Raw genomic sequence first — 24,180 nt, 5'->3', positions numbered from 1 at the left:
ACGGCAATTTCTAATCCCTGGCGATGGGCAACCCTGCGCGCTCCCGCAACTGACGACGGCAAACCTTGCCAACCGCCGTACGTGGCAGACGTTTACAAAACTCGACCGACTTGGGTACCTTATAGGCAGTCAGACGCTCACGGCAGTATTCGCGCACCTGTTTGATACTCAAACGCGGATTAGCCGAAACCACATAAAGCTTGATCTGCTCCCCTGTGCAACTGTCGGGCAAACCCACTGCTGCACATTCCAGAATATCCGGATGACAGGCAATCACATCCTCCAGCTCGCTCGGATACACATTGAAGCCTGACACATTAATAATCTCTTTAAGGCGATCAATAATTTTCAGGTGCCCGCTGGCATCCAAAAACCCTATATCACCGGTATCCAGATAGCCGTCGACCATAACGGCCCGACTTTCCTCCGGCTGATGCCAGTAACCCTGCATCAACTGAGGACCGGCAACCTGAATACGTCCTGACTCACCTGCAGGCAAGGGATTCCCGCTTTCATCGACCACCCTTACTCGAGTACCGGGAACAGGCTGACCTACGGTGCCCAGGCGAATCGCATCAGGCCGATTGACACTGACCACCGGTGAGCATTCGGTCAGACCATAGCCTTCACATATCTGATTGTCGGTCACCTGCTGCCAGCGTGCAGCCACCGAACGGGTCAGCGCCATGCCACCGGAGATCGTTAACTTGAGGCCACTGAAATCCAGTCGCTGAAATTCGGGTTGCTGACAAAGATGTATAAAGAGAGGATTGATACCGGCCAGCACCGTAGGCTCAACCCGATCCCAGGCCTTGACCAGAAGGCGTACTTTTCTCGGGTCAGGGATCAGCTCGGTATAGGCCCCCCGACTCATCATCACCAGCGTCAGCATGAATGAATAGATATGGTAAAGCGGCAAGGGCTGCAACAACCGTTCGGCACCCTCAGCGGATACCACATCCAGCAGCTCACCGACCTGAGACAGGTTGGCGAGCAGCGCCTGCTCACTGAGCATGGCGCCCTTGGCCGGCCCGGTCGTCCCGCCGGTGTACTGCAACAACGCCAGGTTCGCCCAGCGCTCAGGAACATCCGGCGGTTGCCAAATAAGCTGGGCGCCCCTTTGCATGACTTCATCAAGCGAGCTCACACTGAAAGGCAATCGGCTCAGCAAGGGTTTGAACATCCGCTTTACGCCCAGGCGCCGGCTGCGCACACCCAGATTCAGTAACCATCGCCTGGGCGCCGGGTGCAAGTCACCTACTTCGGTTGTAACCAGATATTCCAGCTCGGTCTGCTCCAGCGCCCGTTGTGTGGAGGGCTGAATGTAAGCGGTGCTGACCAGCATGCGCGCACCAGAGTCACGCAATTGGCGAACCAGTTCTTCATCGGTATGCATCGGACTGGTATTCACCACAACCAGCCCTGCACGGCGTGCACCAAACAGAACTACGGGATATTGCATCAGGTTGGGCAATTGCAGCGCGATACGATCACCAGGCTGCAAGTGGGTTTCGTGCTGCACCCAGGCAGCGAAACGACGCGACAGGCGCTCAAGATCAGCAAAACTGATGCTGGCACCCAGGTGACCAAAAGCAGGCTTCTCATCAAACCGTCGAGCCAGCCAGTGAACCAGGTCTGACAAACATTGGTAATCAGGCTCTGCCTGCATCTGCAACTACCCCTTCAACTGATCGACCACTTCCCCGTCTACGAAAACGATCATCTCACCAGTTTCCAAACGCTGCCAGCGCTCATTGTCAGTAAGCGGCTCAGTGGTGATAACCGTCACCACATCATTAGGGGTTGTCTCGGCATAAAAGTCGACACTGACTTCACAGTCCTTTAGTCGAGCCTCTCCGAAGGGAGCACGGCGCGTGATCCAGGACAGTTTGGTACTGCAGTAGCAGAACAGGTGAGTCGACTCGCTCAGCAGCATATTGAATACGCCAAGGCCTCTCAGCTGTTCGCAGCAGTAATGAATAAAACGCTGTAGCTCATGCATGTCAGCCGGGCGCTCGGGGTAACGGCTGCGAATCTGATCAAGCAGCCAGCAGAAGGCGTACTCGCTGTCTGTAGTCCCCACCGGATGATAAAACTTCAGCGGCCAGTCAAACAGGGAGGGATCAAGCTGCCCATTGTGCGCATAGGTCCAGGTGTAACCCCAGAGCTCGCGACTGAATGGGTGGGTATTCTCAAGGCACACCTGGCCGACATTGGCCTGGCGAATATGACTGATAACCACGCGACTCTTGATGGAGTAGTCAGCAACCAGCTTGGCGATGCGGGAATTGGCACTGGGCTCGGGATCATGAAAACTACGTAGCCCCTTGCCCTCATAAAAGGCTATACCCCAGCCGTCACTGTGGGGGCCGGTTCGCCCGCCGCGCTGCATCAAGCCAGTAAAGCTGAAGCAGATATCGGTTGGTACGTTGGCACTCATACCCAAGAGTTCACACATCAGTCATTGCCCTCACGTGTCAGGGTAATACGATCCGGCAGGGAATCGATCAGGTGATAGTCGAGGCCCTCAAGACAGTCAGAGTCGCTCTTTTCAGGCTCAGGCTCAAGCTGAACAAGCTGTGCCTGAGCCTGAGCCTGAGTACGGCGTTCACCGACAAAAGACGCACGAGGTTCAATAATCAACTCCTCGCTGCACACATTAGCACTGACGCGCCCGCCCCTTTCAATATGCAAGGACTCACAGTACAACTCGCCTTCCAGTACTCCACTGACCGTCACCTGACGCGCACGTACGGTGCCGCGCACAACACCCTGGCGGCCCACGGCCAGATCGTCTGCCGACTCTATGCGCCCCTCAAGCTCTCCGTCCACATGCAGCTTGCCAGTCAGATGCAAGTCGCCCTGCATCCGATTGCCCCGCGCAATAATGGTTACTGCAGTTCGGCTTGATTGAGCGGATACATTGCGCTTAAGGATTCCCAAGGCACTTCCTCGATTTCAGTAAACAGGTGCTCGAAATTATCCAGCCCCCATTTCATGAAGGGAGCCGGGTCCAGCGGGCGAAACAGGTGACGGACTTCGTAGTGCAGATGCGGCCCGGTAGAACGGCCGCTGTTACCACTGAGCGCAATTTTCTGCCCTTTACTGACAAAGGTGCCACTTTTAACCAACACTTTTTGCAAATGGGCGAAATAGGTCTTGAAACCGAAATTATGCTGTAACACCACCAGATTGCCAAAGCCGCTGCCCTTGCGATAACCCGCATACTCCACCACGCCATCGGCAGTGGCATACACGGGAGTCCCCGGGCTGGCCTTGAAATCCATACCGTTGTGCATTTTACGTCGTTTCAGGACGGGATGCATGCGCATGCCATAACTGTCGTTGATCTGCTCGGCCTCAATCGGTACACCATTGGGAATGCTGTGCAATAAGGAAAGGCGCTGCCGGGCAGCCATCTGCGCCCATTCGATACGCTGCTCAAGTGACTGTTCGCTCACCTGCTCGGTCAAGCCAAGGCGGGATTCAAGATCACTGAGGCTGGAGCCCATCAGCGCATTCTCTTTGGCAAGGCGGGAATTATTGGCGCTTAGCGTGGACAGGGACTCACTCAGGTCATCCAACTCGGAGATATACAAACGCTGAGTCCCCATTAAAAGCTGATACTGTTCGTTCAGGTCTTCGTGGTCACGCTCAAGGGTATTCAGATCATCCTGAGTCTGCACCAGAAGCCAGTTGGACACGAAGAAGCTGGCCGCCGACATCAGCAAAAAAATCAGCAGCATCCAGGCCAGCAATTGGTGCAGAAATATCTGACGCGATCCACGGGTAGTCGTGAGGGTCAGAACCAGTTTACGTCGCAACTCGGATACTCTTCAAAAAAACGCCTACTATACCTCCTGGCAGCCGAGGACACCAAGCATCACCCCGACACTCAAGCACCGGGGTGAAGCCACAGGGCTCAGGATGCCAATTCAAAGCAGGGCTCGTAGTCCTCGTGTTTGATTTTCATACGGCGTTGGTCAACAAACGCCTGAAGCAGAAGGTCCAGTTCCTGGATGATGTCTGCCGCACCATGGAGCTGGAAGGGACCGTGTTCTTCAATCGCCCGGATACCTGGCTCCTTGACGTTGCCCGCCACGATTCCGGACAGCGCACAACGTAGCTGAGCTGCCAGCTCATGTTCGGTCTGATTACGCGACAGGTTAAGCTGCCTCATGGCGTCATGGGTAGGCTCAAAGGTCTGCTGCAACGCATAGGGAATGCGCAGTTGCCAGTTGAAGTGATACGCCTCGCCGGTCTGCTTGCGAAAATCCGTCACTTGGTTCAACCCACGGCGCATACGTTCAGCCACTTCATGAGCATCATCGACGATTACTTCATAAAGACCGGCAGCACGTTCACCAAGGGTCGCTCGGATAAAGCGGTCTACGGTCTTGAAATAGTCATCACTGCCGGCCGGACCGGTGAAAATAAGCGGGAATGGATGATCACGATTCTCTTCCTGCAGCAGGATCCCGAGGATATAGAGTATTTCTTCAGCCGTACCCACACCACCGGGGAATACAACGAAGCCATGCCCCAGTCGAACAAAGGCCTCAAGGCGGCGTTCGATATCCGGCATGATGATCAGTTCGTTAACGATAGGGTTGGGCGACTCGGCCGCAATAATCCCGGGTTCGGAGATGCCCACATAACGGCCATCATTGATTCGCTGCTTGGCGTGGGCGATGGTAGCGCCCTTCATTGGCCCTTTCATCGCCCCAGGGCCGCAGCCGGTGCAGATATTCAGGCCGCGCAGGCCCATTTCGTAACCCACACGCTTGGTGTATTCATACTCTTCATGCTGAATGGAATGCCCGCCCCAGCACACCACCATATTCGGTTTCACATGGGGTTTGAGCGCATCGGCGTGGCGCAGCATATTGAAGACCTGATTGGTAATCATGGCCGAAGGGGTCAGCCCCTCACAACAACCATCCACCTTATCAGCCACGTACAACAGATCGCGCACCACCGAAAACAGGTGCTCATTGATACCCTGAATCAATTCGCCATCAACAAAGGCAGTAGCGGGTGCGTTAATCAGATCCAGCTGGACGCCACGATGTTTCTGGCTGATCTGAACATCAAATTCACGAAAACGGTTAAGTACCTGGCGGGTGCTGTCCAGCTCGCTGCCACAGTTCAACACCGCCAGTGCACACTGACGAAAAAGATTGTACAGGCCGCCCTGGCTTTTATCCTGCAGACGAGCCACTTCGAAGGGAGAGAGAACATCGAGGTTATCCAGCGGGGTCACGCTGGAGGAGATGTAATGCTCGGTCATCATACTGACCTCCTTGTTCCTGTCGGAGACACCGTGCCCGCCTTGGGCGACAGGCACGCTTTAACTATGAATGCTTGCGAGCAGATTTACTACCATTTGATGAACCCGAGGTTACAACTCGCAATAACAGAATTTGACCGGGTACCCGATTGTATTTGTGCTGGGCATGGATTAGTTTTGGGCTGAAGCCTGTGTACAAGGAAGCGCAAAGATGTCCGCATCAAAACTCTACATCCTCGACACCAACGTTCTGCTTCACGACCCCAAATGCCTGTTCCAGTTCAAGGAACAGGATGTTGCCATTCCCATGACCGTGCTTGAAGAACTTGATTCCATCAAGGACCGCAAGCAAAGCGTGGCCGCAGAAGCACGCCATGCCATCCGTGTGATCGACAAGATACTCTCCACCGCTACCAACGCCGCCCAAATAACCAAGGGTGTGCGTATTCAACTGGAAGGCAAGGAGCGCGAACACAAGCTGGGCAAGCTGTCCATTTTCCCCGACCATGAATTGACCAGCCGTCAGGGTTTTCTCCCTGACACCAGCAACAAGGACAACCTGATCATCAACTGCGCCCTGCACCTGCAGGCGACCTTCCCGCATCGCCAGATCATTCTGGTGACCAAGGATATCAACATGCGCCTCAAGGCGCTGGGTGCAGGCCTGCAGCGCGTAGAAGACTACCGCACCGACCAGCTGGTCAGCGATATAGATATGCTGCCGGCCGGGCATCACCACCTGGATGCGCCCTTCTGGGAAGGCGTGGATAAGGTCGACAGCTTTCAGAAAGATGGACGCACCTACCACAAGGTAGACCGCAGCCTGCTGCCGGACACCTACCCCAACGAGTTCATCTTTGATGACAGCAAGGATTTTGCCGCACGCACCCATGCCATTGATGAAACGAGTGTCACCCTGTTGGACCTGGGCTATGAGCGCTTGATGGATCAGATGTGCTGGGGCATTCAGCCGATCAATATCCAGCAGGCCTTTGCCATGCAGTCGCTGATGGACCCGGAAATCGACCTCAGCATCCTGCTCGGGGCTGCGGGCTCAGGCAAGACTCTGATTGCTCTGGCCTGCGCTCTGGAGATGGTGATTGAAGAGCAGCGTTACAACAAGATCATTGTGACCCGCTCTACCCCACCGGTAGCGGAAGATATCGGCTTCCTGCCGGGAACCGAAGAGGAGAAAATGACACCCTGGATGAGTTCCATCAACGACAACCTTGAGGCCATGCACGAACAGGATGAGCGCCCGCAAAGCAGCGTCAAGTACGCCATCGAAAAGGCCAACATCCAGTTCAAGTCACTGAACTTCATTCGCGGTCGCAGCATCCAGAACGCCATCGTACTGATCGACGAGTCCCAGAACCTGACTCCGCAGCAGCTGAAAACCATTCTGACCCGCTGTGGCAAGGGCACCAAGATGGTATGTCTGGGCAACCTGGCGCAAATCGACTCTAACTACCTGACACCGCTTACCTCGGGTTTGACCTATATAGTAGAGCGTTTCCGTACCTTTGAAGGCGCCGCCAGTGTGCACTTCGAGGGCATTTTCCGTTCACGTCTGGCCGAGTTTGCCGAAGAGCATCTCTGAACCTCGGCGCCAATTCCTCTGCGCGGCAGGCAAAACGCCTGCCGCAATTCACTGTTTCCCTTTCTGCCGACCAAAGTCTAAAAATTACACTAAACGCCTATACGACGCGGGTTACAGACGAATTACAGCCCCTCACCCCTTCCTCCCACCTTCGGCATGAGTTTTTTTCTGTCGACAGTTGAATATAATGCACCGCACCAAAGTACTAAGCGTAAATAATCAAACAATCTGCTCGGCGCATCACCCAATCGGATGATAACCGGAGCAGTGAGACGCGAAAGTCCGACAGCCACCCCTGTGCGGACGCGCCAAAAGCCACCTTTCGCCGTCTCTTGAATCCCATTGTTTACGATCAAATGGCGAACTCATATGACCACTAAAACTGTAGATGTACTGCTCGTCGGCGCCGGCGCAATGAGTACCACCCTCGGGATGCTACTCAAGCAGCTGGATCCGACCTTGAAGATTGCTATGGTCGAACGGCTCGACCATGTTGCCCGCGAAAGCACCGACGGCTGGAACAACGCCGGCACCGGTCACGCAGCCTACTGCGAGCTGAACTATACCCCGCAGCAGGCGGATGGCAGCATCAATGCCACCAAGGCCTTCGCAATCAACACGTCCTTCGAGGTTAGCCTGCAGTTCTGGTCCTACCTGGTTGAACAGGGCAAGCTGCCCTCGCCCAAGGAATTCATCAACCCGACCCCGCACTGCAGCTTTGTATGGGGCGAGAAAAACGTTGAGTTCCTGCGCAAGCGTTATGAAACCTTGAGCCAGCACCATTGCTTCAAGGACATGGAGTACAGCGAGGACCACGACACCCTGCGTGAGTGGATGCCTTTGGTCATGAAGGATCGCCAACCTGATGAAAAAGTCGCTGGTACACGTGTTCGCTACGGTTCTGACGTCAACTTCGGCCAGCTGGCCCGCCACATGGTGCTGCATCTGGAACAGCAGGACAACTTCGACCTGCTCCTGAGCCGCATCGTAGAAGACCTGAACAAGCAGGATGATGGTAGCTGGAATGTCACCCTGAAGAACACCGAAAGCAGCCAGAAAGAAGTCATCAACAGCCGTTTCGTATTCCTGGGTGCCGGTGGTGGCGCACTGCCACTGCTGCAGAAATCCGGTATTCGTGAAAGCGAAGGCTATGGCGGCTTTCCAGTCAGCGGCATGTGGCTGGTCTGCAAGCGTCCGGAAATCATCGAGCAGCACCAGGCCAAGGTGTACGGCATGGCACCGATTGGCGCACCGCCCATGTCGGTTCCCCACCTTGACACCCGTGTGATCGATGGCAAGAAAGCCCTGTTGTTCGGCCCCTTTGCCGGGTTCACCACCAAGTTCCTGAAACAGGGATCATTCTTCGACCTGCCTTGCAGTATTCGCCTGGGTAACCTGAAGCCAATGCTGTCCGTGGCCAAAAACAACATGGACCTGACCCGCTACCTGATCAGCGAAGTGATGCAGTCACACTCTTCACGCGTGGACTCTCTGCGAAACTTCTTCCCCGAAGCCAAGGATGATGACTGGGAGCTGTCCTACGCCGGCCAGCGTGTGCAGATCATCAAGCCGGGCACTGAAACTGCCGGCAAGCTTGAGTTCGGTACTGAAGTCATCACATCCGAAGACGGCAGCCTCGCAGCACTGCTGGGCGCATCACCGGGTGCATCCACAGCGGTTAGTGCCATGATGAGCATTGTTGAGCGCTGCTATGAGGAACGCCTTCAGAAGAGCGACTGGCAGGACAGGATCCAGGAGCTGATTCCGTCTTACGGCAAGAGCCTGACCGACGATGCCGAGCTGCTGGAAACAGTCCGCGCTCGCACCCTGTCGGTGCTTGAACTCGACCCGCAACACTGATCCACCGCAAGGGAGCCTGAGGGCTCCCTTTTTCTTTGCCGCTTTGTCACTGGTCCTCACCACAGTGAAGGTCTATCATCAGACCTCATGCATATGAGGTGTCCATGTCGTTTATAAACTCTATCCTGACCCGAATTCTGATCGGCCTGGTACGCGTATACCAGCTCTGCATCAGCCCGGTGATGGGCAGCAATTGCCGCTTTTACCCCACCTGCTCCAGCTATATGATCGAGGCAATTCAAACCCATGGTGCCATCAAGGGACTCTGGCTGGGCATACGACGCCTGTTGCGCTGCCACCCCTACTCCGATGGCGGCATCGACCCGGTGCCTGAACCCCGCTGCCGACATGAAGCGGGAATACACAGCCATTGTGATAACGACTAGACTCAAGCCATCAAGCCTACCTGCTCTGAGGAACCCGAATGTTTTCGCCACTTAGCGTGATTCTGGTTATCGTTGCCTATATCGGCATACTCTTCGGACTGGCACAGTGGGGCGAACACCGTACCCGCAACGGCCGCCCGATCAACTCTGCCACCATTTATGCCCTCTCCCTCTGCGTATACTTTACCAGCTGGACCTTTTACGGCAGTGTCGGCTTCGCCACTCAGTCAGGCTTACTCTATATGGGGGTCTATGTTGGCTCCCTGTTGTCACTTTTCTTCTGGAAGCTCACCCTCAGACGCATGATTGCGGTAAAGGAAACCTTCCGCATCACCAGCGTTGCCGACTTCATATCCACCCGCTATCGCCGCTCCCAACGCATCGCAGCACTGGTGACAATCATCGTATTGCTGGGTCTGCTGCCGTACATCAGCCTGCAGCTGGAAGCCGTGGTCGATTCGTTCCGGATCATCACCCATGAGGGCAGCGACGATATTCATTGGGGGTCATCAGCACTGCTGATTACTTTCCTGATGACCGTATTCACCATCATATTTGGTGTCCGCCGCCTTGACCCGACCGAGCGCCACCAGGGCATGATCCTGGCGCTGGTGGCACACTCAGTCGTGAAGTTGGCGGCATTCATGGCTATCGGCCTGTATGTCACCTACCAGTTTTTTGATGGCCCGGCCGACGTACTCTTCAGCATTCGGGAGCACCAGATTGACCACCTGATAGGCTCTGGCGGTGAAGGCAGTGGCGTTCACTGGTTGACCTTGATTGTATTGAGCTTCGTCGGGGTGCAACTGCTGCCGCGCCAGTTCCACGTCGCTGTTGTGGAGAATGTCTCCCCCCGACACTTAAGCCGGTCTTTCTGGTCTTTCCCGCTATACACCCTGTTGATGACCATTTTTGTCATTCCGGTTGCTGCTGCCGGCCTCATTCTGGGGCTGCCGGAACCCTATGCCGATTACTTCATGCTGCTGGTGCCACAGACACTTAACCAGCCTCTGATTACGCTGCTCACGTTTATTGGTGGCTTTGCTGCTGCCAGCGGCATGGTCATTATCACGACCATGACCCTATCGACCATGGTCTCCAACCATCTACTGCTGCCATTTTGTGAACACTTCAAAAGCCTGGCCTGGATGCGCACCTGGCTTCTTCAAGTCCGTTGGGTGCTGGTTGCCATCATCCTGTTCGGCAGCCTTTACCTGGCGCGATTGCTCAGCGACACCAACCTGCTGGTGGCAGTCGGCATGCTCTCCTTCGTCGCGACCGCCCAACTGGCACCAGCCGCCTTTATTGGCCTGTTCTGGAACCGCGGCAACAGCATGGGGGCCATGCTGGGCCTGGGGGCCGGCTTTGCCGTTTGGGGCTGGACTCTCATCATTCCGGCCTGGGTGGAACAGGGCTGGCTGCCTCTGCATATTATGACGGAAGGGCCACTGAGCATTGCCTGGCTGCGCCCCGAAGCACTCTTTGGCAGTGAGCTGCCCAGCATTCCACATGCCACACTCTGGTCGCTGAGCCTCAACACGTTGTTCTACCTGATAGGCTCCTGGTTCTACAAACCACAGAAACATGAACGGACTCTCACCACGGAATTCCTGTATACCACACGGGCCCTGCGTACTCAGGAAAAGGCCCGCCCCACCGGCCTCAATGCCTACATTGAATTAGCCCCGAAACTGGTGGAAGCCGAGCAGCTGTTGAAACGCTATCTGGGTGAAGACAAGGCTCAGCACAATGTGAATCGCATTGCCGAGGATCTTCAGGTTTACGACAAGAGCCACATTTCAGTGGTTGAGTTGATGGAGTTTCACCGCATGCTCGAACAGGTGCTGGCCGGCTCAATCGGTGCCGCCAGCGCCCACACGGCCATTGAAGAAAATATCCGCTATACCGACCGTGAACGCTCGGACCTGACAGCCCTGTACAGCCATATCGTGAATGAGCTTCAGGGCTCCTATCGATTCCACCCCGACAAGGCCAACGAACCCCAGAGTCGCGGTTTTGAAATGCTGGATGACCTGCAGAACCAGCTGGAGCATATGCAGCTCAAGATTGATCAACAGCAGGGGGAGATCGAACAGCTGGAAGCCAAGCTGGAAGCGCAATACCAGCAGGTGTTTGATCATCGGATAGAGGCGCAGAAATTACGCCAGGAAAACGAGGGGCTGCGTCAGCAGATACTGGCTGAAGGGTCGGGCGACCCCTCAGCCATCGGCAGAAATCCGTAATCAGTCGGTTTTCTGCTCGGAGTGCAGGTGTACGTCCATCTGCGGGAAGGGAATACTGATACCCTGACGGTCAAATTCCAGCTTCACCTTCTCGGTGGTGTCCCAGAGAACCGCCCAGTAATCGGCGCTTTTGACCCAGGGACGCACGTTGAAGTTGACACTGCTGTCACCCAGGGACGCCACATTCACCAGCGGAGCAGGATCCTTGAGTACACGCTCATCCTGTTCCAAAATTTCCATCAGGATCTGCTTGGCCTTGAGCAAATCATCTCCATAGCCAATCCCAAATACCATATCCACACGACGTGTTGCTCGCGCAGAATAGTTGACGATGCTATCGTTGTAGATCTTGCCATTGGGAATGATGATTTCGCGGTTGTCACCGGTGCGCATCACTGAGTTGAAAATTGTAATGTGCTCAACGATACCGCTGACACCTCCGGCTTCCACAAAATCACCTTCACGGAACGGGCGGAATACGATCAGCATAACGCCAGCTGCGAAGTTCTTCAGTGAATCCTGCAGTGACAGACCAATGGCCAGACCCGCAGCACCAATAAGGGCAATCAGCGAGGTCGTATCGACACCGAGTTCGCCCAACGCGGCGATTACAACAAACAGCAGCAGAATGGCATGCGCTATCGAGGTCACAAAATTGATCAGCATCTGATCCATTTTGGTTTTGCGCAGAATACGCGTCAGCAGCCCGATCAATAATTTGACGACCCAGCGACCGACAACAAAAATCCCCAGTGCCAGGCCAATATTGATCGCCCAGGGCAAAATATAGTCTTGAGAGATGGATTCCATCATAACTCCCTTTGATCTTCAGTATGGAAGCGTTAAATTCGACTGTCGTTCATATGCAGGACAGCTCCTAAACGATAAAGTGTTTGTTGTGTAAAATCATGCTTTTGTTATTTCAGTTGCCGGATACACCATGAAAAAAATATTGTTTTTAACCACTCTTTTGGGTTTATCTGCCCCCGCCTGGGCAGAACAGGGTCATATTGCCGATGATGTCTACGTCTTCTTTCACGGCGGCCCCAGTAACGAATATCGCATCACCGGCCGCATCAATAGTGGCGAACCGGTCGAAATCCTTGGCCAGAACAGCTCCACAGGCTATATTCAAATAAAGACCGAGAGCGGCCGCACCGGCTGGGTACCTGAACAGTTTGTTGCAACCGGCAACAGTAAGCTGTTTGACCTGCCCAAGCTGGAAACGGCACTGGCCGATAGCCGCTCTACTATTGATGAGCAGGCCTCGACCATTGAGCAGCTGAATGCACAGCTGACCCAACTGAAGGATGCCAGTAGTGGTTACACCGGTCAGATTCGTGATCTGCAGATTGAAATTCGCGACCTGCAGTCGCAGATAAGTAATATGGACCAGAGCAATATGATGCGCTGGTTGACCTATGGCGGCTTGATCGCCTTTGGTGGCGTGGTGCTGGGTTTGATCGTCCCTTACCTGCCGCGTCGACGCAAACGCAGGGATGACTGGTTCTGATCCTGATCCAGACGGATAACAGGAACGTAAGGAACCATGAGTGGCAAGGGCTGTCCGATGTTGAGCTGAACAGGAGAACTACTGCATGCTGACAACACTGGCTGTTTTGACAACTGCAATTGCGCTAGGCGTGGGCCTGGCGGCGTTGGTGCATTCTTCATCAGCCCGACCGCAGCCTTTGCGGGTTCGGGTGGAAGATACCAGACCCCAGCGCACCATACGGCAACGGCGCAAGTGGTAGTACCACCCACCCTTAAAGCAAGCGGGCCACCCAGAGGTGGCCCGTTCTATTTTGTACCCGATTGGTATGCGGAGGGATCCAGCGGCTGAAGCTCATCAAACCCCTCATCCGGGGTCCAGTAGCGGCGCCCCTGCTCGACCCGAATTACGCCTTTGAAACGCTGCTGAAGATAGGTGACGGCGTCTTCAAGTGTATCGATATCACAGAGGATAACGCCGCCGCGGTCGTTATCCGTGGCAAAAATGTAACTTTTCAATCTGTACCCTCGATTACTCGGTATCCGGCGCTTCTGCCAGCGGCAGAGGCCTGTATTCATTTGCCCAGCGACTGAAGTCGGCTGCAGACATGGGACGAGCTATATAATACCCCTGAGCCTGATCACAGCCCAGCGCCTTCAGAATAGTCAGATCCGCTTCCGTCTCGGCGCCTTCAGCAATCACCGACAACCCCATGGCATGGCTCATGTCGATCATGGCGCGGACCAGTTTGCGATCCGTTTCGGATTGCTCAATCTGCTCGATAAAGCTGCGGTCAATCTTGAGATAGTCCAGCGACATTTCACGGATATAGCTGAGGCTGGAATAGCCGGTGCCAAAATCATCAATGGCGACCCGCACCCCTTCATCCCTCAAGCATGACAGTTCACGCTCGGTAGCAGCTGCACTGTGCATGAAACTGGTTTCGGTCAGTTCGACCACCAGCTGTTCCGGTGCAACCTGGTGCTGCCGCAATGCCGCCATCACCTGACTAGCCACTTCGGAGCGCTGAAACTGGCGCGCGGACACATTAATCGACATTTTCAGCGGCATGCCCATCCGGGTCCAGCGGGCAGCCTCCTGCACCGCCTGACCAAGCACCCAGATTCCGATATCATCCATCATGCCCGTATCTTCAGCCACGGGGATAAACTGGTCCGGTGAAACCCTTCCCAGGCTTTTACTATGCCAACGCAACAAAGCCTCGGCACCAACGAGCGCACCTGACACCAGGTCAATCTGCGGCTGATAGACCAGACTGAACTCTTCACGTTCCATGGCATGATGCAGCTCGGACGCGATACGGTAACGGCTCAAACGGTCATTCTGGTGGCCGGATTGGAAAAAGGCCACGCTGTTGCGCCCCATATCCTTGGCAAGATGGACAGCTGACTCGGCCGCGCGCACCAGCTCGGTTGGTTCCTTTGCATCCGCGGGGAAAAACGCCACACCTATACTGGCCCGCACTCTCACTTCCTGCTGCTCCAGCCAGAAAGGTTGAGTCAGCGCACGGCTCAGGCTGTCCAGATAGGTACTGATTTTGCTCTCATCAACGCCTTCAGTAAGGAGAATATAAAATTCGTCGCCTGAAGGTCGCGCAGCTGTCCCCTGTTCACCCAAGGTGGATTCTATCCGCTCGGCCACCAGACGCAGCAACTGATCACCGGCCGCGTGGCCAAAACGATCATTAAACTGCTTGAACAAATCAAGATCCAGCGCCAGCAAAGCCCCCTGGGCGCCCTGCTCGGCACTGAAATTGAGCGCCATTTGCAGGCGATCATGGAACAAGCGCCGATTGGCGAGACCGGTGACGCTGTCAAACCAGGAGAGCCGCTTCATGCGCGCTTCGTAATTCTTGCTTTCGGTCAGGTCGTGGAAGATAGCTGCATACTGGCCTACTTCACCGGTTTCATTTTCAATGGCAGTGATACTGAGCCACTCCGGATACACACTGCCATCCTTGCGCCGATTCCAGATCTCGCCTTGCCAGCTGCCGTCCTGCGCCAGTGACGCCCAGAGCTGCTGATAGAAGGCCTGGTCATGGCGCCCCGAACTGAGCATGCTGGGGTTCTGACCAAGCGCTTCATGCGCTTCGTAACCGGTAATCGCGGTGAAGGCCGGATTAACACTCTGGATGGCGCCCTGCGCATCAGTGATCACAATTGCTTCATGCGAGGCTTGGATGACACGCTCAATCAAGTTCAGTGTTTGTCGTGACTGTTGCAGCTGACGACTCTTATCCTGCAGCAGCTCCTGCAGGCGGTAAATATAGTCCCGCTCAACACTGCGCAGGATATCAGCATAGGAAGCCAGCCCGATAATGCGCTGCTGAGCGTCCAGCACACCTATATGACGAAAGCCGTTCTGCTTGAAGTAGCGCCTGACATTAAACAGGCTCATTGAGCCTTCAACGGCCAGCAACGCCGGAAGCTCCAGCTGTTGCAGGGGTGTGTCAAGTGGAGTGCGCAAGGCAAGATGACGTATCACATCCGTCTCGGTCATGATCTGCCAACCGGAGCTGTCATTACCCACCAGCACTGCGGTATATCGGGTGCGCCGCATGGCCTGAATGGCATCCCTGAGACAGAGGCTGGCCTGCAGTCGTAACACCTGAGTGTTGGTCACTTCATCCAGCGGCTTGAGGAACAGATCATGCTCTATGCCCTGGTTATTGACCACATCACTTTGACTGACAATGCCGACGCGGCTGCCCCAGGGGTCCAGTACCACGGCATGGCTCACTCCCTGGCTTACCATTTCCAGCCCCAGCTCATCCACGGTCTGGGTGGTGTGGACTTCAAGCAGAGGATCAAGCATCTCACGTGTAACCGCAACGGCGTGATCGTTGTCCTCCTCCAGGCTGAGCTGCATCGCCTTGCGTCGGGTCAGCAGGCCGCAGGATTCGACACCGTTGTTCACACAGACTGATCCTATATGCCGATCGGCCATAAGCTCGATGGCGGCACCAAGCGGGCTGTCCAGCTCGACGCTGATCACTTCGGTCTGGCAAATGGAGCCAACCTGAATTGTCGGATGAGAATGTGTCATTTCAGTCATGCGCCAAGACTACCACAGGCGTCGCACAGGAGTGACTAAACCAGATCAACTCCTGGCAGGATTGCCCTCAAAGAGCGAGTATGTAAGCATCAACAGATTGCCTTCCAACCGTTCGAGTAACGACGATGCAGCAGCCTTCACTTAAAGCACTCACCACGATTGTGGAGGAGATCTCCCGTTCCGGAAACCCTGAAGCCATCATGAGCCGTATCGTGCAACAGCTACGCGCCTTGCTTCAGGTTGATGTCTGCAGTCTTTATCTCTGTACGCCAGACCAACAACACCTGATCCTTGCTGCAACCGAGGGCCTGTCCGCCAGTGCCGTCGGTCAGGCGCGACTTCAGCTGGATGAAGGTCTGGTAGGTCATATCGCCGCCAGCCTGAGTACTCTTAATCTGGGCGATGCACCAACTGACGACCGCTTTGTATTCATACCCGAAACACACGAGATGCCCTATCACCGCTTTCTAGGGGTTCCACTGCTGCATCTGCGCAAACTCGTTGGTGTACTGGTGATTCAGGGACGCGAACGCATTCCTTTCGCCCAGGAAACCGAAGCCTTCATGATCACGGTGGCGTCTCAACTGGCCGGAACTCTGTATAGCCTCCAGAGCCAGGGAAACTGGTATGAGCGTGCGCCCAGCAGCTCAGCCTACCGACGTCTGAAGGGACAAAAAGGCGCACCGGGCATTGGCGTTGGCCAGATCTGGCCGTTACGCCCTCACCGCTCTCTGGACCAGGTGATGGAAGCCAGTTGCTCCGATCCGACACATGAACGTGAAGCGCTTGAAACTGCCATCCAGGCCGTGGCCGACGACCTGGAATCCAGCTCCAGTCATCTGGACCAACACCTGCCAACCGATGTACATGCTCTGTTTAATGTCTATCAGATGATGCTGCAGAGCCCTGAGCTGCACCGCAGTTGCTGCCAACTGATCGACACCGGCAAATCGGCTGCCTGGGCCTTACGGCAGACCGTCGAGCGCATGGCACACCAGTTCCAGCAGTCTGAAGACCCTTACCTGCAGGCCCGCGGCGAGGACATCCACAATATCGGCCAACGGGTACTTAACCAGCTGTTGTCACGCGATAGTCTGTCCAAGACACTGCCAGAGGGTGACCTTATCCTGGCGGCAGAGCTGATCAGCATCGCCGATCTGGCAGAGTTCCCCCTGCAGCGCATTCAGGGGATTGCCTGCACCCAGGGTTCAACACTGTCCCACACAGCCATTGTCGCGAATGCACTGGGTATCCCGGCGGTCATGGGGCTGGACTCCTTCGAGCCCGAGCAGCACGCCCAGTCACAAATGGTTGTGGACGGGCACCGTGGCGAGTGTATTCTCAATCCGCCAGCAGCCCTGTTGCACGAATACCGCCGCATGATCAATGAAGAACAGCGCTTCATGCAGGACCTGGAGCGCCTGCGGGATGAGCCGGCGATCTCCCGCGACGGCTTCGAGGTTAGCCTGCTGACCAATACCGGCCTGCTGGCCGACGTTACACCGGGGCTTCAGTACGGCGCCGAAGGCGTGGGTCTTTATCGTTCTGAAATTCCATTCATGATCCATGACGGATTTCCCACAGAACAGGAACAGTACAGCCTCTACGCCAAGGTTTTGCATGCCTACGCACCGCGACCAGTCAGTATGCGTACCCTGGATGTCGGCGGTGACAAGCAGCTGCCCTACTTTGATATCAGTGAAACCAACCCCTACCTCGGCTGGCGCGGCATACGCTTTTCGTTGGATAACGCCCAACTGCTTATCACCCAGGTCAGGGCCATGCTCAGGGCAAATGCCGAATACGGTAACCTCAAGCTGCTGGTGCCGATGGTCAGCCGCATTGATGAAATCCAGACTTTCCGCCGCCACGTCGAAAAAGCGGTCAGCACACTCGAACGCGAAGGTGTGGGCGTTGGCATGCCCCCGATCGGCATGATGATCGAAGTACCTTCTGCCATGCTGTTGCTGCCCAGGCTGGCACCCTACGTGGACTTTGTCTCCATCGGCTCCAACGACCTGACCCAGTACCTGCTCGCCGTCGACCGCAACAACCCGCGGGTTGCCAGCCTGTTCGACCACCTGCATCCTGCTGTCCTGGTGGCATTGGAACAGATACAGAAACAGTGCGAATCCCTGGGCCTGCCGGTCTCACTCTGTGGCGAGATGGCATCCGACCCGGCAGCCGTATTGCTGTTGCTGGCCATGGGATACGACAGCCTCAGCCTCAGCGCCTTCAATATTCCACGTATCAAGCACTTGATCCGCTCGGTGAGCCGGGAAGAACTCAAACCCCTGCTGGAAAGCACACGTCTTTGCCAGAGCGAAGCCGATGTGCGCTCGTTGATTCAACCTTTGCTGGAGGCAGCCGCACGTCGGCACGGCTGATCTATTATCGTTCAAAGCCCCGTCATTTCGGGGCTTTGCGGTAATAGCTTCGCATTGGGTGAATACTCTATACTCCCCCTAACAATGAGTACTGCTGGCTGGATATCCTCAAGGTAAGTCATCCTGAACTCAGCTTTTTCCGCGCCTCAACAACAGGCTAAACACCCCAGAGGCGCTGTTACGTTTACTGCAACGGAATGAATAATGCGTAAACTGTCCGAAGCCCAACTTAAGCGCCTGATTCAGGCTCGCCAACCCGTTGACTGCCAGATCAGGGGCAGTGAACTGCATGTACGCATCAGCGAATATACACCTCTGGTTTGTACCACCCTCAGAGCCGGTACTCTGCTGTCCGACGAGCTGACCCAGCGTCTGCGCATCAGCCCCGAGCAGCGCCATGCACTGGAGCATGCCGGAACGGAACAGCTGACGGAATTGCTGCCAATCACACTGACAGCCCATGAATCACGCCTTGGTTGCAGCCTCCACTCGCAGGTTGCCAATAGCCTGCGTCAGCGCCTGGAAGGGCAGCCGCTCTGGCAAAAGCCGCCGACAAAGGCGATGCACAGCCGAGCCCAGCGCCTGCACCGGCAGTTCTACAATTTGCTGGATACTCTGCTGGAAGTGCTGAACGAGGATTTTGGTCACTGCCTGTTGGTCGATTTGAACCTGCGCAATGGCGACAGCAAAAGCAACCCGGTTTTTGAAGTGCTTGGCCATGCACCCCAGCAGCCCGAACTGCTGGCATCCACTCAAGCCGTGCTGGAGCAGGCTGAACTGCCACACCTGGAGAGCCTGTGCCAGTCTGGTGAAGCGTCCTCACGTAATAACCTGCACTCCCATTTGCAGCGCCACCATCCGCAGACTCACATGCTGACGCTGAAGGTCGCCCCGGTCTTTATCGATGCCCAGCACGGCCTCTATCCGGTCATGGCCGATGCCATCAGTCGCAGCCTGCATGACAGCCTCTATGCCGGTGCTGCTGCACTGGCCACCCAGTCCAACTCGGAAGAAGTGTCCGCACTTGACTTGATGCCACGCCAGCTGCCCAAAGAGGTTATTCAGGTCGACAAGGCCTTGAAAAAACTGGCGCGCGGGCTGGAGACATTGCTGTACATCAACCCGACCAATCTGGCGCGGGAAGAAAAGCAGTTCATGCGCAATCCGGGTCGCTATCAGCCCCAGTTCCGCTACCGCCAGCTCAGAATCGACCCTTTCCTGCATCGGGAAAAGCTGTATCGACTACCGGTGGATGATATTCGCGACCCCTCCCTGCGCCAGTTGTACCGGGATGTGATTGATACCCTGGCGGAACGTATCGACCTGCTTGTCAGCATCGGAACCGACCGTTTCCAGTACAACTCGTTACGCTATTACGGCGAGCCCACCGCCGATGACTTGGCCAATGCCCGCTTTCTGCTACATGCTGCCGACCGGATCGAGGAAACCGAAGCCGAGCGTTATCCGGCTGATCAAATGACGTCGTTTTTCACCGAAAAAGCCAAGTCCTGGGGACTTGAATGCAAGGTCGAACTTTCCGACCGAATACTGGCCCAGGCCATGGTCAGCAGTGGCCGCAAGGCCCTGATGGTGAAGCGTGATACCCTGGCTACCGAGTCCGAGATGCATGCCCTGGCGCATCACGAGCTGGGCGTACATATGGTGACTTCACTGAACGCTGCTGCCCAGCCGTTGAAAGTGTTCAGCCTGGGCATGCCCGGCAATACTCATGCCCAGGAAGGGCTGGCGATATTGAGTGAATACCTTTGCGGTCACCTGACGCTCAAGCGCCTGAAAACCCTCGCTTTGCGTGTTGTAGCCGTGGACCAGATGCTGCGCTACGGAGACTTCTGCCGTACCTGGCGTATGCTGGTCGAAGACCACGGCTGTTCACACAAGGAAGCGTTCAAGATCACCGCCAGGATTCACCGGGGCGGAGGTTTTACCAAGGATCATCTGTACTTGAGTGGTTTTCGTGAAGCATTGAACCTCTGGCGCCAGGGCGATATCAGTGCGCTCTATATCGGCAAGACGGGATTCAGTTATCTTTCACTGCTGGAAGACCTGCTGTCCCGGGGACTGATCGAAGCCCCCTTGCACCTGCCAGACAGCTTCAAGCACCCGGTCACCAGCCCGCCGGAAATCGCCTATCTGGTAAGTTGTATCCGCTGACACACCTAAAGGAATAGCCAAGGACAAGCGTCATATGTGGGAAACTCAACTGGCACTCAGCACCGCCGCCGTCATGGCACTGTTTACCGCGCGCTGGCTCAGCCATCGCCTGCTGGATCGTATTGGTTCACAGAAACAGGTCGCTGACCGGCGGCTATTGGTGGTCAAACGCTTCTTCAGTCTGCTGCAGCTGGTATTTACCGTGATGCTGCTGTGCATCATCTGGGGCGTCGACTATGCCGAGCTGATGATTCTGTTCTCATCAGCCTTCGCCGTGATTGGGGTTGCCCTGTTCGCGCAATGGTCGATCCTCAGCAACATCACAGGCAGCATTATCATTTTCTTTGCCTTTCCCTACCGGATTGGTGACCGCATCAAGGTACTGGACAAGGACGATGACATCACCGGTATCATTACCGAGATCGGTCTGTTTCACCTGCACATTCGGGCTGACAATGGCGAGACCGTGCATTATCCCAACAATCTGATTCTGCAAAAGGCCGTTCGCAAGCTGCATGACCAGGTACCCATGGATACATCCGAACCACCTCAGTCATCCAGTAACTGACTGGCTTCCTGCCAAAGTACCAGACGGGGGTAGCGCTGGATCAGCTGCCCCTGTCTGAACATCAGCACTTCTCCTTCCGGCAAGGGCTCCCAGTCCCTGTCATCCAGAGGAACACTGGCCAGCATGGCCGTCTGCATGTCTGTACGTGACTCAAGATCCAGTCCCTCGATAGGGCCGGTTTCACAGATGTTCTGCTGCAACCAGTACAAGCCCGGCGATGACAACTCACCATCAGGCTGACGACGGCGATCACTGTGTGCAAACAACAACTCGCCATCGGAATAGATGAAATTGGCTGACCCGAGTTGGCGCAGGCGCGCCGCAAAATCAGCAACCACTGCCAGACGCACATCTGCATCGGGTCGACCGTCCTGCCATACCGCAGACATTCTTGCCATAAGGACACAGAAGGCATGCTCTGAGTCTGTTTCCCCCACCGGCGCGAAGCTGCCGCGCGGGAAACGCTTGGGGTTGAAAATAAACCGGTTCAGGTCGCCATTGTGTGCGAACGAATGGGGCACTCCCCCTGCTTCACGCAGGAATGGCTGGGTATTGCGCAAGGCCACTTCACCCTGGGTCGCATGACGGATATGACCGAGAAAAAGTGTTGAAGGGCGGTGTCGGTCCGTTAGCCAGTGTGCGGTTTCACTGTGCGCGCAGGCCGCAGCTTCACGAATCAGCTGGCAGTCACCTTGTTCATACCAGGCCAATCCCCAACCATCGCCATGCGACCCTTCGGCACCGCCATGGCGCGCAAACCGCTCAAGCGACAACGACAGGTGCACTGGCTGTGCTGTTGAAATAGCCAAGAGTTCACACATACATTCACACCTGTTGTTGTACGGCCGGTTCTTCGGATTGGCGGCGCAAGGGCTCGAGTAATACCAACGCCAGCAAGGCAAAGATAACAACTGGGATCATCAACACATTCATTGTGGCCCACCCCAGCGTGGCCTCAAGCCAACCAGCCGCCAAGGCAGACAGAGTTACAGTACTGAACACCAGAAATTCATTGCTGGCCTGGGCCTTGGCTTTTTCGCCGTCACGGTAGGCACCGGTTAAATAGGAGGTTGCACTGATAAACATCCAGTTCCAACCCAGCCCCAGCAAGAACAGCGCCGACCAGAAATGCCATTCACTTTGGCCATGCAAGTTAATCCCTATACACACCAGCATTAACATACTGCCAGCCAGCATCAGCTTTCTTTCACCGAAATGTTTAATCAGGTGGCCGGTAAAAAAAGACGGTAAAAACATGCCCAGCACATGCCACTCAATCACATTGGCCGCACTGGAAAACGCATAACCACAGCGCGCCATTGCCAACGGTGTAGCTGTCATCAGAAGATTCATTACGGCATAGCTGACCATTGCCACTATCACCGCCATCAGAAAGCGCGGCTGCAGAACAATGTCACGCACCGCACGTGAATGCCCCTGTGCCACCACAGCCATGGGTGGTATTCGTACCTGACTCAGCAATAGCAACGCCAGCAAATACAGGCCGGCCAGAACCACAAAAGCACCGCTGAACAGTGCCCCCCACTCAAGCTCTCGCGTATGTACAGCCAGGTTGGGGCCCAATACGGCAGCAATCACACCACCGAGCATTACCATGGAGATGGCGCGGCTCTCATATCCCGAGCTGCACACTTCTAAAGCTGCAAAGCGATACAGCATGCCAAATCCGATGCCGACACCGATCAGCCCCGTTCCCAGACAAAAGAGCGCAAACGCCGAGGCCTGAAGCGCAACAAAGCACAAAAGGGCTCCGGCCAGGCCGACCAGATTTCCCAACACAAAGCCATTACGGCGGCCAATCCGTGCCATAATCAAGGAGGCCGGAATGGTTGCCAGCATCAAACCGATGAACTGGCAGGCAACCGGTAACGTAATCCAGTGAGTAGCGGGTGCCAACTGTTGTCCAATCAGTGCATTAACCGAGACCAGTAGAACATTACCGGTATTGAGTAACGCCTGACATAGTGCCAGCAACCATACATCCCTATTCATAGCACCTCTCCGCCTCAAGAAGAGGTAATTAAAGAGGTTGCTTCTCATGGATGCAAGTGATGACCTTTTTCAGTGCGAAAGTAGCGTTACATATTTCAGACACTTTGCACAAAGGTTAGAATGTCGCACTATACACAGAGGGTGGCTGCCACATTCAAAGGTCCAGTCACATCCTGCTCAGCCCAACACCCGCATGGTGCTATGCTGGTAAGAACGGATTGAACGCAATGAATTTAGATGACCTCCTGGTACTGGTGATTGAGCCCTCCAATATGCAGCGCCATATCATTACGGGCCACCTGCGCGCAATTGGTCTTAAAGAGATCGAAGAATTTGACGAGGCCGCTCCCGCTTTGGAACGCATGGGGCAAATTGTGCCTGATATTGTGGTGTCATCCATGCACCTGCCGGATATGACCGGTACGGAGTTTGTTAGACGCATGCGCCAGTCACCCGACCTCATCGACGTGACCTTCCTGCTGATCTCTTCGGAAACCCATTATCGTTACCTGGAGCCTATTCGCCAGGCGGGTGCCATTGCCATTTTGCCCAAGCCTTTTACGCAGGAAGCCCTGTCTACTGCACTGCGCAACACCATGCATTACATTCGCGATACTCAGGAAGTCGAACCCCTGGATAATGACGAATTGGAGGATATGCGCGTGCTGGTCGTAGATGACAGCATTTTGTCACGCAAGTTTGTGCGCAAGAGCATGAATGCGATTGGTATTGAGCATGTAATTGAAGCCAAGGATGGAGCCGAAGCCCTGCAGATCATGAAGCAGGAAAGTTTCGACCTGGTTATTTCCGACTACAACATGCCCAACATCGATGGACTTGAACTGGTTGAGCACATTCGCCACTACAGCAACCAGTCATCCGTTCCGGTGATGATGATCACGTCTGAGCAAAATGAAGGTCGACTGGCAGCCGTCGAGAGCGCTGGCGTATCTGCGATCTGCAACAAGCCGCTCAACTACGACATGCTTAAACAGCTGGTACGACAGCTGGTCACCGGTGTCGATGTCTGATTGACGCAGCTATCTCAGCAACGCACCAGAATCCCCAACGAAACAGGGCTCCCATTGGGAGCC

The 24,180-nt window shown here is 55.3% G+C and carries 19 protein-coding genes; 9 read left to right on the top strand and 10 right to left on the bottom strand.

What is annotated here, in order from left to right; translation table 11 throughout:
* Positions 1 to 10: 10 nt before the first annotated feature.
* From O3C79_RS09710 to ppnN, 5 genes are all read right to left on the bottom strand, one after another.
* Positions 11 to 1,669: an AMP-binding protein gene (locus tag O3C79_RS09710; protein ID WP_494382948.1), complete on the bottom strand. Its 1,659-nt coding sequence runs from the start codon at positions 1,667 to 1,669 to the stop codon at positions 11 to 13.
* A gap of 6 nt (positions 1,670 to 1,675) precedes the next feature.
* Positions 1,676 to 2,458, bottom strand: a complete 783-nt coding sequence (locus tag O3C79_RS09705; protein WP_010325387.1) for a class II glutamine amidotransferase — start codon at positions 2,456 to 2,458, stop codon at positions 1,676 to 1,678.
* A complete protein-coding gene (locus O3C79_RS09700; protein WP_494382947.1) occupies positions 2,458 to 2,943 on the bottom strand; it encodes a bactofilin family protein in 486 nt (161 codons plus the stop codon). Before O3C79_RS09700 ends, O3C79_RS09705 begins: the two co-directional genes overlap by 1 nt.
* Positions 2,892 to 3,824 carry a peptidoglycan DD-metalloendopeptidase family protein gene (locus O3C79_RS09695; RefSeq protein ID WP_494382946.1) on the bottom strand — a complete coding sequence of 311 codons (933 nt, stop codon included), beginning with the start codon at positions 3,822 to 3,824 and terminating at the stop codon, positions 2,892 to 2,894. Before O3C79_RS09695 ends, O3C79_RS09700 begins: the two co-directional genes overlap by 52 nt.
* A gap of 98 nt (positions 3,825 to 3,922) precedes the next feature.
* Positions 3,923 to 5,293 (bottom strand): nucleotide 5'-monophosphate nucleosidase PpnN, encoded by a 1,371-nt coding sequence (gene ppnN / locus O3C79_RS09690; RefSeq protein WP_494382945.1) that lies wholly within the window; start codon positions 5,291 to 5,293, stop codon positions 3,923 to 3,925.
* Between the two features lie 208 nt (positions 5,294 to 5,501).
* Here ppnN and O3C79_RS09685 point away from each other — a divergent pair, with 208 nt between their 5' ends.
* From O3C79_RS09685 to O3C79_RS09670, 4 genes are all read left to right on the top strand, one after another.
* Complete coding sequence (locus O3C79_RS09685) at positions 5,502 to 6,890, top strand: PhoH family protein (protein WP_494382944.1); 1,389 nt, start codon at positions 5,502 to 5,504, stop codon at positions 6,888 to 6,890.
* A gap of 369 nt (positions 6,891 to 7,259) precedes the next feature.
* Positions 7,260 to 8,750, top strand: coding sequence for a malate dehydrogenase (quinone) (gene mqo, locus O3C79_RS09680; protein ID WP_494382943.1), 1,491 nt, complete (start codon positions 7,260 to 7,262; stop codon positions 8,748 to 8,750).
* Positions 8,751 to 8,854: 104 nt separating this feature from the next.
* A complete protein-coding gene (yidD, locus tag O3C79_RS09675) occupies positions 8,855 to 9,136 on the top strand; it encodes a membrane protein insertion efficiency factor YidD (RefSeq protein WP_010325381.1) in 282 nt (93 codons plus the stop codon).
* 38 nt (positions 9,137 to 9,174) lie between these two features.
* A complete protein-coding gene (locus O3C79_RS09670; protein WP_494382942.1) occupies positions 9,175 to 11,379 on the top strand; it encodes a hypothetical protein in 2,205 nt (734 codons plus the stop codon).
* Here the strand turns inward: O3C79_RS09670 and O3C79_RS09665 are convergent, their stop codons facing one another.
* Positions 11,380 to 12,189, bottom strand: coding sequence for a mechanosensitive ion channel family protein (locus O3C79_RS09665; RefSeq protein ID WP_494382941.1), 810 nt, complete (start codon positions 12,187 to 12,189; stop codon positions 11,380 to 11,382). It abuts the gene before it with no gap.
* Between the two features lie 130 nt (positions 12,190 to 12,319).
* On the opposite strand from O3C79_RS09665, the gene O3C79_RS09660 reads away from it, so the two are divergent.
* Positions 12,320 to 12,892: a TIGR04211 family SH3 domain-containing protein gene (locus O3C79_RS09660; RefSeq protein WP_010325378.1), complete on the top strand. Its 573-nt coding sequence runs from the start codon at positions 12,320 to 12,322 to the stop codon at positions 12,890 to 12,892.
* A 287-nt stretch (positions 12,893 to 13,179) separates the two neighbouring features.
* Here O3C79_RS09660 and O3C79_RS09655 read toward each other — a convergent pair whose 3' ends face one another.
* Positions 13,180 to 13,389, bottom strand: coding sequence for a hypothetical protein (locus O3C79_RS09655; RefSeq protein WP_494382940.1), 210 nt, complete (start codon positions 13,387 to 13,389; stop codon positions 13,180 to 13,182).
* 13 nt (positions 13,390 to 13,402) lie between these two features.
* The gene (locus O3C79_RS09650) at positions 13,403 to 15,946 is read right to left on the bottom strand and encodes an EAL domain-containing protein (RefSeq protein WP_494382939.1); all 2,544 of its coding nucleotides are present in this window, start codon (positions 15,944 to 15,946) and stop codon (positions 13,403 to 13,405) included.
* Positions 15,947 to 16,071: 125 nt separating this feature from the next.
* On the opposite strand from O3C79_RS09650, the gene ptsP reads away from it, so the two are divergent.
* The 3 genes from ptsP to O3C79_RS09635 all read left to right on the top strand — a co-directional run bounded on the left by ptsP (position 16,072) and on the right by O3C79_RS09635 (position 21,073).
* Positions 16,072 to 18,333, top strand: a complete 2,262-nt coding sequence (ptsP, locus tag O3C79_RS09645) for a phosphoenolpyruvate--protein phosphotransferase (RefSeq protein WP_494385763.1) — start codon at positions 16,072 to 16,074, stop codon at positions 18,331 to 18,333.
* Positions 18,334 to 18,537: 204 nt separating this feature from the next.
* Positions 18,538 to 20,505 (top strand): flavohemoglobin expression-modulating QEGLA motif protein, encoded by a 1,968-nt coding sequence (locus tag O3C79_RS09640; protein WP_494385762.1) that lies wholly within the window; start codon positions 18,538 to 18,540, stop codon positions 20,503 to 20,505.
* Between the two features lie 34 nt (positions 20,506 to 20,539).
* The gene (locus O3C79_RS09635; RefSeq protein ID WP_494385761.1) at positions 20,540 to 21,073 is read left to right on the top strand and encodes a mechanosensitive ion channel domain-containing protein; all 534 of its coding nucleotides are present in this window, start codon (positions 20,540 to 20,542) and stop codon (positions 21,071 to 21,073) included.
* Here the strand turns inward: O3C79_RS09635 and O3C79_RS09630 are convergent.
* Together O3C79_RS09630 and O3C79_RS09625 are read right to left on the bottom strand one after the other, a co-directional pair.
* Complete coding sequence (locus tag O3C79_RS09630) at positions 21,055 to 21,894, bottom strand: class II glutamine amidotransferase (protein ID WP_494385760.1); 840 nt, start codon at positions 21,892 to 21,894, stop codon at positions 21,055 to 21,057. The genes O3C79_RS09635 and O3C79_RS09630 overlap by 19 nt on opposite strands.
* A gap of 4 nt (positions 21,895 to 21,898) precedes the next feature.
* Positions 21,899 to 23,086 (bottom strand): MFS transporter, encoded by a 1,188-nt coding sequence (locus O3C79_RS09625; protein WP_494385759.1) that lies wholly within the window; start codon positions 23,084 to 23,086, stop codon positions 21,899 to 21,901.
* Positions 23,087 to 23,313: 227 nt separating this feature from the next.
* Here O3C79_RS09625 and O3C79_RS09620 point away from each other — a divergent pair, with 227 nt between their 5' ends.
* Complete coding sequence (locus O3C79_RS09620) at positions 23,314 to 24,117, top strand: response regulator (RefSeq protein ID WP_494385758.1); 804 nt, start codon at positions 23,314 to 23,316, stop codon at positions 24,115 to 24,117.
* Positions 24,118 to 24,180: the final 63 nt, after the last annotated feature.

It is taken from the genome of Marinobacterium sp. NO-S09 (assembly GCF_059179545.1).
This window is presented reverse-complemented; position numbering and strand designations above follow the sequence as displayed.

What these genes read in the sequence shown, in the direction of transcription:
- O3C79_RS09620 (WP_494385758.1), top strand. Translation starts at nt 23,314, where the DNA reads ATGAATTTAGATGACCTCCTGGTACTGGTGATTGAGCCCTCCAATATG.
- O3C79_RS09705 (WP_010325387.1), bottom strand. Translation starts at nt 2,458, where the DNA reads ATGTGTGAACTCTTGGGTATGAGTGCCAACGTACCAACCGATATCTGC.
- O3C79_RS09650 (WP_494382939.1), bottom strand. Translation starts at nt 15,946, where the DNA reads ATGACTGAAATGACACATTCTCATCCGACAATTCAGGTTGGCTCCATT.
- O3C79_RS09635 (WP_494385761.1), top strand. Translation starts at nt 20,540, where the DNA reads ATGTGGGAAACTCAACTGGCACTCAGCACCGCCGCCGTCATGGCACTG.
- mqo (WP_494382943.1), top strand. Translation starts at nt 7,260, where the DNA reads ATGACCACTAAAACTGTAGATGTACTGCTCGTCGGCGCCGGCGCAATG.
- ptsP (WP_494385763.1), top strand. Translation starts at nt 16,072, where the DNA reads ATGCAGCAGCCTTCACTTAAAGCACTCACCACGATTGTGGAGGAGATC.
- yidD (WP_010325381.1), top strand. Translation starts at nt 8,855, where the DNA reads ATGTCGTTTATAAACTCTATCCTGACCCGAATTCTGATCGGCCTGGTA.
- O3C79_RS09670 (WP_494382942.1), top strand. Translation starts at nt 9,175, where the DNA reads ATGTTTTCGCCACTTAGCGTGATTCTGGTTATCGTTGCCTATATCGGC.
- O3C79_RS09630 (WP_494385760.1), bottom strand. Translation starts at nt 21,894, where the DNA reads ATGTGTGAACTCTTGGCTATTTCAACAGCACAGCCAGTGCACCTGTCG.
- O3C79_RS09660 (WP_010325378.1), top strand. Translation starts at nt 12,320, where the DNA reads ATGAAAAAAATATTGTTTTTAACCACTCTTTTGGGTTTATCTGCCCCC.
- O3C79_RS09625 (WP_494385759.1), bottom strand. Translation starts at nt 23,086, where the DNA reads ATGAATAGGGATGTATGGTTGCTGGCACTATGTCAGGCGTTACTCAAT.
- O3C79_RS09710 (WP_494382948.1), bottom strand. Translation starts at nt 1,669, where the DNA reads ATGCAGGCAGAGCCTGATTACCAATGTTTGTCAGACCTGGTTCACTGG.
- ppnN (WP_494382945.1), bottom strand. Translation starts at nt 5,293, where the DNA reads ATGATGACCGAGCATTACATCTCCTCCAGCGTGACCCCGCTGGATAAC.
- O3C79_RS09665 (WP_494382941.1), bottom strand. Translation starts at nt 12,189, where the DNA reads ATGGAATCCATCTCTCAAGACTATATTTTGCCCTGGGCGATCAATATT.
- O3C79_RS09685 (WP_494382944.1), top strand. Translation starts at nt 5,502, where the DNA reads ATGTCCGCATCAAAACTCTACATCCTCGACACCAACGTTCTGCTTCAC.
- O3C79_RS09640 (WP_494385762.1), top strand. Translation starts at nt 18,538, where the DNA reads ATGCGTAAACTGTCCGAAGCCCAACTTAAGCGCCTGATTCAGGCTCGC.